The following is a 13184-nucleotide window of genomic DNA, read 5'->3' as shown; positions in this document are numbered from 1 at the left end:
GAACCCCGCCGATAACGGTAGAGACGCAGCCGGTCGCCTTAAGCGAAGGCACGCTGGCCGCCCGATTGATCGCGGAGAATCTGCCGGATCGGATGGAGCCGGGATCGATCATGAGGCTGTCCATGACCTTTGAGAACACCGATAGCTTCGTGTGGTCCGAGGATGATTTGGTGCGTTTCGCTCCCACGGACAACAATGGATTGATGTGGGGCCATTTGACCGGCGGTTACGTTTTGGCCCTCAATAATGCCCGCATATTCATGAACGGAACGACGGGTCAGAACGAAGATCACACGTTTACCTTCACAATCGAAGCGCCGTCCACGGAGGGATCCTTTACTTTCGAGGCGCAAATGATTCGAGATGGCTCGGCCCGATTCGGTCCGCTCGTCAAGAAAACGATACAGGTGGGCAAGCCGTTGCCGCCGGAGGAGACTATAGACAAGGATGACTTCTCTTATCCCGACCTTTTTAACAGCTCGCTGCCCAATGCCGATTATTATATTTCCAACAAGGCGTTTTTCTTCGACCTCAGTCCCGATAAGACAAGCATCCCGAATGATGACAAGGGTCAGCCGCTCGGCACGGATTACGATACGTTAATAGAATTGCTAAGCGCGCAAAATAACAAAGCAGGCAGAAATATTTTTACGGTAGGCGGGTTTGTTCCTTGGTATATCAAATACACCAGCTTAATCGATCCTGTCGGAGCAAATTTAACCGAGTATGAAATGGAATGGCTGTATCTGGACATCATTTCCGCCTACAACGCGCAAAAGGATGCGGACGCGTTCGGCCATGTCGGCTTGTCCAATGCGTCGGTGTTCCAGCATGATCCGTTGTCGGGCTCGTACGTGCAGAATAACGACAAGGGAGACAACGACATTGTTTTGGAGGAAGGGAAAAAATACATTACGTTCTACATGGGGGATTTCGACGGAAGCTCGTGGGCCAACGGGGCGTTTCCGGTGATGTGGGACGATCCCAAGCGTGGAGAGCTTCCGCTAGGCTGGGCGCTGGTGGGGAATACATCCAAGCGAGTGCCGCAGCTCTACAATTATATTTACGATACCATGAGTCCCAACGATTATTTCGTGGCGGGCAATAACGGCTCGGGTTACTTGAATCCCATGATGCTGATGGAGGAGAATCGTCCGGCGGGGCTTCCGGATTTCCTGAATGTGTGGGAGGAGTACAACACGGCGATGTACAATAAGTTCGACCTGGATATTACCGGCTTTTTCATAAGCGGCAATTCCGGCATTACGCCGCTGAGAGTACAGGAGACCTACAGCAGATTCTCGCCGATGGGCGTCGGCAATCATGAGGGATTCGAGCAGAAAGTCGTAAACGGAACGCCTTTTGCGCCCGTTATCGCGATGGGACATGACGTATCGGATTCGGCGCAGTACGGCGAGGAATTGGTTAATGAGTTGAAGAGAAGGGACTTCCTCAATGTCAAGGTCGTGCTGACTCGCCCTTCCGCCATTGTCGGCGCAATCGACTATATTAGAGAGACTTATCCGGATCTGGATTTCGAGGTGGTCGATCCCTATACTTACTTCCGATTGTTTAAGGAAGCGGGTGCGGACGGAAGCTCGGGCTCCAATGATTTAATAAAAAAATACGATGCTTTGAAAGCCACGGAGATTATCGCGGTCGACGGCGTGGCGGATCCCGGGGAATGGGAGGACGCCGATGAGATCATCGTCAGTCCGAATTCTGCCGACGTTAAGCGTTACGGCACGGTATGGGGTTCCATGGACGACGAAGCCGATCTTACGTCGCGTTACCGCGTTCGCTGGGACGAACAACATCTGTATCTATTGGAGACAAGGACGGACGACTCGCTGAACTTTACCGAAACGGGAGCGCAAATGTATTTGTCCGACGCGACGATGCTGTTCCTGGATCTCAATCATGACAAGCAAGGCGGCAGATATGCGGACGGAGATTACGCGCTGTTCATGACGCCAAGCGGACCGGATGGCCAGCCGCATATGTTTATCCGCGAAGGACATTCGGCCGGTGCGCAGGAGCGCGCATACACGGATGGCGACATTGCTGCGGTTATCACGGATACGGGCTATACGATGGAAGTGGCGATTCCTTGGTCATCGCTGCAAGTACAGCCATTCGAACCCGCAACGAACCGGCAGATTGGCATGAGCGTGCTTGCGACCGATAATGACGGTCCTAATAATTGGGGCCAAATGATGTGGGCGGGAGATGGCGACAATCAGCAATATTGGGCGGATATGACGTTCGCCGAGAAAGCGGGAGAACCGATAGACACGCCGGCGCAGCCGAATTTTCCGGTCACGCAGCAAACGCCAGGGTTTAAATCCATAAGCGAAGCGGATTGGAAGAAGCTGTCCGAGGGCGAAGGGATTGATATCGAGCTTGGAGCGGGCGAGAGAGGCGTTTTGTTGCGGGCACATTCCACGCCATTGTCGAACAGCTCCACGCTCAGGCTGAAGAAGAACGGCGCGACACTGGCGGCATCGGGGCCGGCAATCCGGGCTCTGATGGAGGGCTGGAGCGGAGGCGGTCTTCGTTTGATGTTAAACGAGCTGTCGTCGCAATCCGTTCAAAGCATACTGGAGAAGGCAGCGGCAGCCGAATCGGCGCATGTACAGCCGCTCTCGAGCGTCATCGAGATTGGCGCGGCGAGCGAAGACGGCAAGAAGACGGCGGACAGCTTCCCCGTGCCCGTAAACTTGTCCTTCGATGTACAGGCCGCGACCGGCGCCATCCCCGCGTATCTGTACAAAATACAAGCGGATGGAAAGCTGGTCTACGTGCCGAGCAAGCGTATTGGCGGAAAAATCGAAGCAGAGCTGCTCGAGCCTGGTCAATACGCGGTGTTCCAATACGATAAATCGTACGCCGATGTTCAGTCCGGTCACTGGGCGTATGCTGCCATTCGCGATCTGAGCGCCAGACAGATTGTCGAAGGGGAAGGCGGAGGTTTGTTCCGTTTGAACGGAGAGGTTACGCGCGCGACGTTCGCGGCGATGCTGGCCAGAGCCATGGGCATCAAGCCGATCGAAGGAGCGAGCTTCCCTGACGTTGCCGAGGACAGCTGGTACGCGGGCTATATTGCGGCCGCGAAGCAGGCCGGATGGGTAACGGGCGAATCGGCTAGCTCGTTTAATCCGGAGGGCATCATCACGCGCGAGCAAATGGCGGTTGTGATCATGCGATCGCTTCAGTTGGGCTCGACGAATGAGCCGCATGGTGCCCATTACAAGGATGCTGCCTCAATCTCCGATTGGGCGGCGGACGCCATTCGCGCAGCGACAGGACTCGGCTTGTTGAAGGGCGGCTCATCCGGTTATTTCTACCCGCGGAATCAAGCGGCTCGCTCCGAAGCCGCTCAAGCGATATTCAACCTGCTGTCGTATTTGGAGAACGATCGGCCAGTCTAACCTATTAGGCGGAAAATCGTTCGTTTGATGCAAGCCAATCCCCCGGATGCCGGAGCATCCGGGGGATTTTTGCGTGTAAGCGTTTCAATAGAATACTTAGCACTTAGTGTAGAATACTGAATTATCATTTTATACCCCATATCTTATACTTTATTTGCAGGGTACAAGACAGAACTGACAGACGCAAGGAGGCTAATGGATGCAATCGTCATCAATAAAAAGTAAGCGCTTGAATTCCCGCCTATTGGGAAAGGAGCTATGGAGCAACAGGTATCTGTACCTGTTTGTCCTGCCGGGTATCATATGGTTTCTCGTATTTTGTTACCAGCCTATGTACGGCGTTCTCATCGCCTTTAAAGACTACGATATCATCGAGGGCGTTTTTGCCAGCGAGTGGGTAGGATTCGACAACTTCAAGGAGTTTTTTAACAATCCGAACTTTTCGGTTGTGATGACCAACAGCATCGCCATCAGCTTGCTTAAGCTGGTGTTCGGATTTCCGGCGCCGATTTTGCTGGCCATTTTGTTAAACGAGGTTCGCAACATCGTGTTTAAGCGGATCGCGCAAACGATTTCCTACTTGCCCTTTTTTGTCTCGTGGGTCGTTGTGGCGGGCATCTGGTACGAATTGTTTAGCACGGATGGAGGGGTCGTCAATAACCTGCTGGTCTTTCTGGGGTTGATCAAGGAGCCTATCTTCTGGTTTGGCGATCCGGACTTGATCTGGGGGATGATTGTGGCGTCAGACGTTTGGAAAGGAATCGGCTTCGGAACGATCATTTATCTCGCATCCATTATGTCCGTCAATACGGAGCTGTACGAATCGGCGGTTATCGACGGCGCCAACCGTTTCAAGCAAATCTGGCATATCACACTCCCTGCTATCCGTCCAACGATCATTCTGCTGTTTATTCTCAATATGGCGGGAATTCTCGATGCAGGCTTCGAGCAAGTCTATGTCATGCAAAACCCGATGCTGCTCGATAAAGCCGAAATCATCGATACGTACGTCATGAAGATGGGGATATTCAGAGCCCAATACGAGATGGCGACCGCTGTCGGAGTGTTCAAGTCCGTGATCGGCATGATCGCCTTGTTTACGCTAAATTTCCTGATCAAGAAGACAGGAGAAGAAGGCATTTTCTAAAAAAGGAGGGACACCGGCATGATTATTTCCAGAGGGGAAAAAGTGTTTCAATGGATCAACTATCTGTTTCTGTCCGCGCTCTCGTTTCTGTTCATATACCCGTTTTGGCGCATCGCCGCTTTGTCCTTTAGCGAGGGTTACGATGCCTCCAAGGGGGGGATCCATTTTTGGCCCAGAGCCTTTACGCTGGATAATTACAAGGCGATCTTCGCCAGAAGCGATATTATGGACGCCTACACCATTACCATCGGCAGGACGCTGATCGGGGCGACGCTTTCCATTCTTCTTGTCTCTTTGATGGCTTACGGCTTGTCCAAGGACAGGCTGAGGGGCAGGAAGATCATCAACATCATGATTATCATTACGCTGTTCTTCGGCGGCGGTCTGATCCCGACATACTTGTTGTACAAGTCGCTGCATCTGCTCAACAGCTTCTGGGTCTACGTCATTCCTACCTTATACGGCGCTTCTTCCGTATTCATCTTCCGTTCGTTTTTCAGGGCGCTGCCGAAGGAGCTGGAGGAATCGGCGCATATCGACGGGGCCAACGACTTGACGGTGTATACGAGAATCGTATTCCCGCTTAGTCTTCCGATTTTCGCCACAATGGGTTTATTCGCGGCTGTCGGGCATTGGAACGACTATATGACGGCCACGCTCTTCGTCACCAAGCAGGATCTTATTCCGCTGCAATCGCTGCTGATGAAAATTCTCGATCTTAATCGATCCGGCACGCCGGGCAATTCCTTCGGCATGGTGGATCTGGTCAGCAGCACAAAACGAACGGTCACGGCGCAATCGATCAAGATGGCGACATTGATGGTCGTGGTCATCCCGATTATGTGCGTGTATCCGTTCCTGCAGAAGTATTTCGTTAAAGGCGTTATTATCGGTTCTTTGAAAGGCTGAGGAATCTTGATAATATATAAATTACAGAAAAGGTGGTTTTACAGTGAAAAAGTCATGGAAGTTGCTCTCGTTTGTGCTTGTTTTCAGTTTGATGGCTGCTTCTCTAATAGCCTGCAGCAAGGGCAACAACGGTTCGGCCAGCCAGTCCCCGTCGCCGACTGCATCGTCGGGCTCTACAGCAGCTCCGGAGGTAAAGGAAGATCCGCTTGTCGTCAACATTTTGCTCATGGGAGACACGGTCTTGCCGAAAGAAAATAATCCGATGCACCAATGGCTATTGGAAAACAAAAATATAGATATCCGGTTTTCCTTGGCTAACGGCGAGGTTCCCGATCAGATGAACATGCTGCTTGCCGGAGGAGAAATCCCGGATGTCGTGCGGTATGCAACCAATGAACTGAGTAACGCGATCGCTAACAAATGGGCGGATGCAGGGCTTTCTATTTCAACCGACGAGCTGCTGGCCAAGTATCCGAACCTGCTAAAATATAGCGATCCCAAATATAACGCCGCCGTATTTGCAAATAAGAAAGACGGAAAGATGAATATTATCCCAAGCAACTCGGCAAGTCATCCTGATGTAGCAGAGAAGGTGCTCGGCTTCTTCGTGAAAGAAGATTGGCTCAAGCAGGTGGGTATGGAAGCGCCCAAGACAACGGACGAATTGTTTAACGTGCTGATGGCGTTTAAAGAACAAATCCCGGATGTGGACGGAAAACCGATTATTCCGCTTACTTTGGATCATATGGGCAGACAAAACTTCATGTACACGTGGACTAAAAATTGGTATGATCTATCGGAAGATAACAAAACGTTGCACTGGTGGTTCAACCATCCGGGCATCGAGGAATATATGGTCTTTATGAACAAGCTTTACAATAACGGATTGCTTGACCGAGAGTTTCTGACGCAGCAGCCGGATCAGTATCAGGCGAAGCTCAGCTCGGGCCGCGTAGGGATCACCTTCCAGACGCATGTGCCGATGGATACGGCTAATGGCGTGCTGAAAGCATCCGATCCGAACAACCGTTATGTACCAAGCCCGGCTATCCGTGTAGATGGACTGCCGCTTCCAATCTATGCTTCGACGTCCTACAGCATGTTCGAGGGCATCGTTATCTCCAAGAAATTCGCGGAGAATGAGCGCAACCTGGAGCGTTTTATGGAATTCCTGGATTGGAACGCAACGAACGAAGGTTCATTTTTCCTGAGCCATGGCGTCGATGGCGAATATTACGTGAAGAATGCAGACGGCTTGTACGAGGCGAAACCGGAAGTGAAAGTCGAGCTTGACAAAGGCGACAGCGTATTCCAAGCAAGCGAAGGCCTCATATTCTACAATCTGCTGAAATATCCTGTTATTCCGACGATGGAAGTGAAGGCGGGCACGGAGGAATTCCGGATGGGCGAAACGATCTGGGCGGAAGGCTATACGGTTGACGACAATCTGTTTAACCCTGCCGGAACGGGTCCGGAATGGGATAAGCATTGGGGCAATCTGTGGCCCGAAATCGACAAGTGGCAGGCCAAGGCCATATTTGCCAAAACGGAAGAGGAAGCGCGCAAGATTACGAAAGAAATGCTTGCCCACTTCGAAAAAATCGGCGCTCCTGAGGTTACGGCCGAGAAGCTCCGTCTGATCGACGAATATCTGAAAAAGTAGCCAACTACAAAAAAACGGAATCGGGGGCAGGGCCTTCGGTTCCGTTTTTTTGTTTTCATTCAAGGACGGGAATTCGAATCACTACCCTGGTGCCGATTCCCAGCTTGCTGAATAATCGGACGCCGTATTGATGTCCGTGCTGAAGCTGTATCTTTTCGTTGACATTGTGTATGCCGTAGCCGCCATTGCTGACATATTGGTTGTGGGTGGGCAAATCCATGCCGATTCCGTCATCGATAATCTCGAAGATTACGCAGGACTCCTCATGCGAAAGATGGCCTTTGATGGCGATATTGGTTGTTCCATCCTTATGCTCGGCGCCATGCAAAATGGCATTTTCCACGAACGGCTGCAGGATCAGCTTAAGGGTGTGGAAGGTTAAGATTTTATCCTCGATGTCGAAGGTGATGTTGATCATATCCTCCAGTCTGATCTTCTGAATTTCGACATAAGTTTGCACGTGGCGTATTTCTTCGCTGATTCGCAAGTACTCCTTGCCCGAATTCAGAGACAACCGATAAAAAGTCGCCAAATTGTTTACCATATCAATAATTTTCTTCGTTTCGTTATCTGCAGCCATCCAATTAATAGTCGCTAAAGTGTTGTACAGGAAATGGGGATTGATTTGGGCTTGCAGCGACTTGATTTCGGATTCTTTCTGCAATTGCTGACTCGTTCTTAACTCTTCTATCAACTCTCGTATTCGTTTGATCATGCGATTGTAATTTCGCATCAGCATCCCGATCTCGTCCCGTCCGTCCACGGATGGACCAATCTCTAGCGTCAGGTCCTCCTGTCTATCCATATGTTTAGCCAGCAGCGATATTCGGCGGGACAGTACGCGGGAAATCGCAAGCGTAAGCAGGATGCTGATTAAAATGCTGCCGATCAAAATCGCAACCGTGAAATTTCGGATGGATTGCGCGCTGAGCATCAGGCTGTCCATAGGCACCTCGAGCACGTATTTCCAGCCGGAATGGCTGTTGGTTTGATACAACACCAGCTTTTTGGAGCGATCGCCTTCCGCCAGCCAGCTTCCGGAGCTTTTGTTGTCAAACATCGGGTTTCCGGCCGGAGCGGCGATTGGGCGCATCTCGGGTTTGCTCTGGAACTGGATATCCCCATCGTCGTTCATCATGTAAAAAAATTCTTCGAGCGAATGCTCGCTAAACATTCCATCCTGGAAAATATCCTTGATCTTCAGCTGCATCTCGACAATGCCGACGAGTTGGTCGTTGTTGTACATGATCGGCTTGATAATCGAAATGAGCGTCCTGCTGTCGTTGACTGTCCAGATCGAGGCGTTTGATAATGCGATGAGGCCGGCTAGGTCTGTTTCGTCCAGATTGGTGAAATACTTTTGGTACCAATCGTTTCTCTCGGCATAGGAAATATCGATAATGGTATGTTCCGCGTCGGAGATGCTTGGTTTGTCCGGGTAAGTGCCGATATCGGGCATGGTTTTATTTTTTTTATAAATAATAATATTTTTAATTGAAGGGTAACGGCGCTCCAACTCAAAGATAGAGCGCAAATTGTCAAAATATTGATAAGTATAATCCGCAGGCGAATAGTAGATTGTATTTAAGGCGGCGATAAATTTGTGATTGGTAATATACGGATTTAGGAGCTCTTGATGCGTGTTCATCTTGTAATCGATATTCATGACGACCTGATCCAGGGTCTGGCTGTATGATTTGCTCGATTGGTTATAAATATAGGATTGGATTTTCTGATAGGTTAGCAAACCGGCCAGACTGACAGCAAAGATCATCAAGCTGCCATAACAGATGAGCAGCTTGTTTCGAAGCTTTATGTTGTTTAGCATTTTCATCTGCGCTCGCTCCATTTGATTACGACTTTAGAGATTGGTCTCGATATTCCTTCGGGCTGATCCCGTACATGTTCTTAAAGACAACGCTGAAATAAGAGGTGCTGTTATAACCGGTTTGTTCGGCGACCTCATAGATTCGAACGGATTCGTCCGTCAGCAATCGAATGGCATGTTTCATTCTCACCTTCGTCAAGTAGTCGATAATGCTCTCCCCAACGTATTCTTTAAAGATATTGGAAATGTAGTTGGGAGTCAGGTGAATGCGCTTCGCAAGTTCGTCGATCGTAATGGGTTCGTGATAACGGGTTTCGAGATTCTGAATGATGGTTTCGATGATGGTTGTATTTTTCCTTGTGCGCTTTGCGTGAAGATGCCGGCAAGCGGAGACGGCCGTTTCCTTGAGCCACTCGTGAATTTCCGGAAGCGTATCGAAAGAATAGATGCGATCCCACAGCCGATGCTCTTCGCCGAACACGGATTCTATTTTTTCATTGGATTCGTGGATAATTCGGATCAGATCGCTCATCGTTCGAAAGCAAAAAGCTTTAATAAACGGCTTATAGCCGGAAGACATTTGGGTAAATTCTTTACATATTTCTTCAATTGTCTGTTCTACCTGATTGACATTGCCAATCTCCACCGCTTGAATCAATTGTTCGTAGAAAACGTCAGAATTGGCGGAGAATGCTTGCTCGGTCATACTGTCAAGGTAGTAGATATCCTTCCCTTTGCCGAGATAAAATTTTTGTCTCGATGCCGCTTCGCATTCCTTGTAGGCTTCATGCAATTGACTGAGCCTGGCCTTCCGATTGCTAATACTGATCGTCAACATTTCGTTGTACGGAAGCAGCAGGTTTTCCCTGACCTCGCGGATCACATCGGGAACGGGAGAATGCCCGTCAGGCTCTGAGGCATAAAGCACGATTGCGAATTCGTTTTCTTTTGTTTGGAAGGCCTGCCCTTGCTGCTCGATGGCAGCGAAACGTGCGAGTTGATCGAGAAATTGCAAATAGGTTAACTGTTTCTTGGCATCCATCTCTGGAGAATCCAAAGGAGCGTCAATTTGCAATAGCAAGGTATCATAGCCATTTTCGGGTAATGGCAAAGAAAGCGTGCACATACGATTGTGGATCATTTCCTCATCCCTTAGAAATCCGTGCAGTATATGCTGAAACAGCTTCTCGGCAAGCAACGGCTTGCTTTCCTGAATTTGTTCTTTCAAGGAAGCGAGAGTGTGCTGTCTGTGTTGTTCTTTTAAGAACAGTGATTGTATTTTATCAAGCTCTTGCATCAGTTTATCGAACAGAATTGGCTTTAATAAAAATGCATACGCTTTCAATTCGATGGCGGCTCTTGCATATTCAAAGTCGTTATACCCGCTAATGATCAAAATTTTAACCTGGGGGTTTAATTGTTGGGCTCGTTCGGCCAGCTCCAATCCATGCATTTTTGGCATCTTGATATCGGTAATAAGAAGATCGACACCGTTCTTCTCAATCAGTTCCAGCGCGTGTACGCCATCTTTTGCAAGACCAACGATCTGCATCCCATAAGCTTGCCAATCCACATGCTTGGCAATGCCTTCTCTTTGTATTCGTTCATCGTCCGCTATAATCACTTTAAGCAATATGATTTCCCCCTGTCAGACTCGCATCAATATCTTTAGTATTAATATACATGCTTGAGAGCCTGCTATACATAGCGAGTATAGGTAATATTCGGGATATAAAACGATTTTGTAGAATAGTTGAAAGAGTGTGTAGAAAATTAATATATAGTTATAACATCGTGCAATATTTTGCCACCGTACTGATAGTCCTGGCTCGTTCCTTTACCATACAATATCGTTCGGTCTGCTCCAAAACAAAAAACCTGACAGCGTCCTTTGCCGAGGATGCCGTCAGGTTCTTTTTTAATTATTTTTAATTGCTATAACCTTCCAACCCGAAATCTTGTTTTTCTTGAGCATTTATACGTTTGCTGTAAGCCATTTTTGACAGCAATACACTGAACTCGTACAACAATAGGAGAGGCACTGCCACCAATATGTCGGATATGACATCCGGCGGGGTGACCGAAACAGCAACCAGGATAAGGATAAACCATGCGATCTTACGTCCTTTTTTTAGGGTATGGGGTGTTAATATTCCAATTCGGCTTAAAAATAGAATAATAAGCGGGAACTCGAATAATAAGGAAACAGGCAGAAGGATATTAAATAAAAAAGAGAAATACTGCATGACGCCATAGGTTTGCTCCAAGCCCATATTGTTCGACACTTTTTCTGTAAAAAGGAACGCCATGGGGAAAACAACGAAATATGAAAATGCTAATCCAATCAGGAACATGACGAATGCCCACGGCACATATCGCAAAGTTGCCTTTTGCTCCTGTTTCTTGAGTGCGGGACGTACAAAGGCCCAGAGCTGGAACATGGTATGTGGAATAGCCAAAATAAACGAAATCGCGAAGGCAAACTTCATATATAACCCGATTGCATCCCACGGTGAAAACGCATTCAAATGTAAGTTGTATGCGGGCGCGGCAGCAACTAAATAGTCGAAAATAGGTTGTGCCCCTAACAAACCGCCTATCAGCCCGATTGCAAATACAATTAAACAATAAATAATTCTTTTGCGCAGCTCACCCAGGTGCTCCGTCAACGGCATCCAGTCATCATCTTGAAGTGAGTCCAGCTTTATTTTCATCCCATTCGCCCCTGGCTCTGCTCCTTCTTCAATTGCCCTGTATCTTCATGCGTGACGCCCACATGACTTGCTTGGCTTTCTTTAGGTTCATTTATCAAATCGTTGGCGCCGTTCTTGAATTCACGCAGCGTACGTCCGAACGCTTTACCCAGTTCAGGCAGTTTGCTGGGACCAAATAGCAACAGAGCGATAAGAACAATCAGTATGATACCTGATGGACCGATTCCGGACATGAATAAAACCTCCATTCCCAATGTTGGGATTCTTATATCTGATTTCTACTATACAATCCGGGAAAGTTGCAAAACTATAGGCATTCCTAAACTTTTATATGCATTTATATACGGGCTAATCGTCCATCCAATAGAATGCCACGGGAATAGTGGGATCTGTGAGATTGTATATAAAGGTACATAAAAGTAGAGAGATGGTTATGGAAGTGCGCGCATGCCGAACTATAAACTGTAGCTATGATACCGATGTATCAACGTCCATCTCTCATTAACAAGGAGGAACGAGCTATGTACAACGAAACAGAAGGAATGGGTCAGCGTCATCCAGATAAAGATCAGGAAGGGAAGCACGGGCTGATCAGCAGGAGAAAAGCGCTTGCTTCGATAGGTTTGGCGGGCGTTGCCATTGCTTCTTCGGGATTGATTGGCGGAACGATTTCCACAGCTCATGCCGACAGTGGCGAGCAGCGCAACACGGTTAAAAGTTTAATGTCAGAAAAGCTGGTTGTTTACTTGACGATTGCAGAATTGCGCGCAATGAACACTCAAACTGCCAAAGATTTGTATTATGTAACAGACCCGGGGCAAGAAGGAGTGTTCCGTCTAAATGCAACGGACACGGTTTCGACAGATAATGGGGGGACGATACTTGTTTCGGCTTACGGCGAGAGATTCGAAAGGAACTTTGATGGCATGGTCAATGTAAAATGGTTTGGCGCCAAAGGCGACGGCAGCAGCGACGACACGATCGCGATACAAAAAGCGATTGATGCCAAACAAGGCACGGTCTTTCTGCCAAAAGGAAAATATATGACATCAGCTCCGCTTGTTGTGCAAACAGGCGATTCGCTCGTCGGCGAAGGGCCCGAAGTCACGATCATTGTAAAAACGACAACGACTGCCGCAACATTAGGTACCAGAACCATGTGGGCCGCAGTAGATAATTACAATGTCGACGCGGTTATCATTGCACTGCCCGAAAATAACGACTACGTGAGATATGTTCATATCGAAGGAATCATGGCTAAACGTGGTGAAACGATTAATACGGAAGTCGTGTACCCGGATTCAACATACTGCTTCTATGCTCCCCGGATTTGTTTTCTTACGCAAAAAAACGTGGAATATCGCCATGCCGATACGGGGTACTATACGGCAAACGCCTGGATGGTCACACTGGAGCGGGTATCGTCGCGGTGGGTAAACAAAGGTTTTGTGTGCGGCGATTACGATGCGGCAGGCGGGGGGGGGGGAAACCA

9 protein-coding genes are annotated in these 13184 nt (G+C 48.6%); 5 read left to right on the top strand and 4 right to left on the bottom strand.

The features are described 5' to 3' along the window. The 4 genes from PAT3040_RS01015 to PAT3040_RS01000 form a co-directional block, all read left to right on the top strand. On the top strand, nt 1-3431 hold a 3431-nt coding region (locus PAT3040_RS01015), incomplete at its 5' end, for an S-layer homology domain-containing protein (protein WP_181376374.1). Nucleotides 3432-3630: 199 nt separating this feature from the next. Then, a complete protein-coding gene (locus PAT3040_RS01010; RefSeq protein ID WP_108991175.1) occupies nt 3631-4578 on the top strand; it encodes an ABC transporter permease in 948 nt (315 codons plus the stop codon). Nucleotides 4579-4596: 18 nt separating this feature from the next. Then, nucleotides 4597-5487, top strand: a complete 891-nt coding sequence (locus tag PAT3040_RS01005) for a carbohydrate ABC transporter permease (protein WP_108991174.1) — start codon at nt 4597-4599, stop codon at nt 5485-5487. A gap of 43 nt (nt 5488-5530) precedes the next feature. Beyond that, nucleotides 5531-7150, top strand: a complete 1620-nt coding sequence (locus PAT3040_RS01000; protein ID WP_108991173.1) for a type 2 periplasmic-binding domain-containing protein — start codon at nt 5531-5533, stop codon at nt 7148-7150. A 55-nt stretch (nt 7151-7205) separates the two neighbouring features. Here the strand turns inward: PAT3040_RS01000 and PAT3040_RS00995 are convergent, their stop codons facing one another. From PAT3040_RS00995 to tatA, 4 genes are all read right to left on the bottom strand, one after another. After that, entirely contained in the window at nt 7206-8984 is a 1779-nt protein-coding gene (locus PAT3040_RS00995) for a sensor histidine kinase family protein (protein WP_181376373.1), read from the bottom strand. Nucleotides 8985-9003: 19 nt separating this feature from the next. Beyond that, the gene (locus PAT3040_RS00990) at nt 9004-10602 is read right to left on the bottom strand and encodes a response regulator (protein ID WP_258234774.1); all 1599 of its coding nucleotides are present in this window, start codon (nt 10600-10602) and stop codon (nt 9004-9006) included. A gap of 304 nt (nt 10603-10906) precedes the next feature. Then, nucleotides 10907-11692, bottom strand: coding sequence for a twin-arginine translocase subunit TatC (tatC, locus tag PAT3040_RS00985; protein ID WP_108991170.1), 786 nt, complete (start codon nt 11690-11692; stop codon nt 10907-10909). Continuing rightward, nucleotides 11689-11925 carry a twin-arginine translocase TatA/TatE family subunit gene (tatA, locus tag PAT3040_RS00980; protein WP_108991169.1) on the bottom strand — a complete coding sequence of 79 codons (237 nt, stop codon included), beginning with the start codon at nt 11923-11925 and terminating at the stop codon, nt 11689-11691. The genes tatC and tatA overlap by 4 nt, the downstream gene beginning before the upstream one ends. 288 nt (nt 11926-12213) lie before the next feature. Here tatA and PAT3040_RS37895 point away from each other — a divergent pair. Then, nucleotides 12214-13184, top strand: a 971-nt coding sequence (locus PAT3040_RS37895; protein WP_305778762.1) for a glycosyl hydrolase family 28-related protein, incomplete at its 3' end; no start/stop codon positions are given.

Source organism: Paenibacillus agaridevorans (assembly GCF_003112455.1).
Classification (GTDB): Bacteria; Bacillota; Bacilli; order Paenibacillales; family Paenibacillaceae; genus Pristimantibacillus; species Pristimantibacillus agaridevorans.
This window is presented reverse-complemented; position numbering and strand designations above follow the sequence as displayed.

Excerpts from the sequence above, each read along its gene's own strand:
- tatA (WP_108991169.1), bottom strand. The coding sequence starts at position 11,925 with ATGTCCGGAATCGGTCCATCAGGTATCATACTGATTGTTCTTATCGCT.
- tatC (WP_108991170.1), bottom strand. The coding sequence starts at position 11,692 with ATGAAAATAAAGCTGGACTCACTTCAAGATGATGACTGGATGCCGTTG.
- PAT3040_RS00995 (WP_181376373.1), bottom strand. The coding sequence starts at position 8,984 with ATGAAAATGCTAAACAACATAAAGCTTCGAAACAAGCTGCTCATCTGT.
- PAT3040_RS01010 (WP_108991175.1), top strand. The coding sequence starts at position 3,631 with ATGCAATCGTCATCAATAAAAAGTAAGCGCTTGAATTCCCGCCTATTG.
- PAT3040_RS01005 (WP_108991174.1), top strand. The coding sequence starts at position 4,597 with ATGATTATTTCCAGAGGGGAAAAAGTGTTTCAATGGATCAACTATCTG.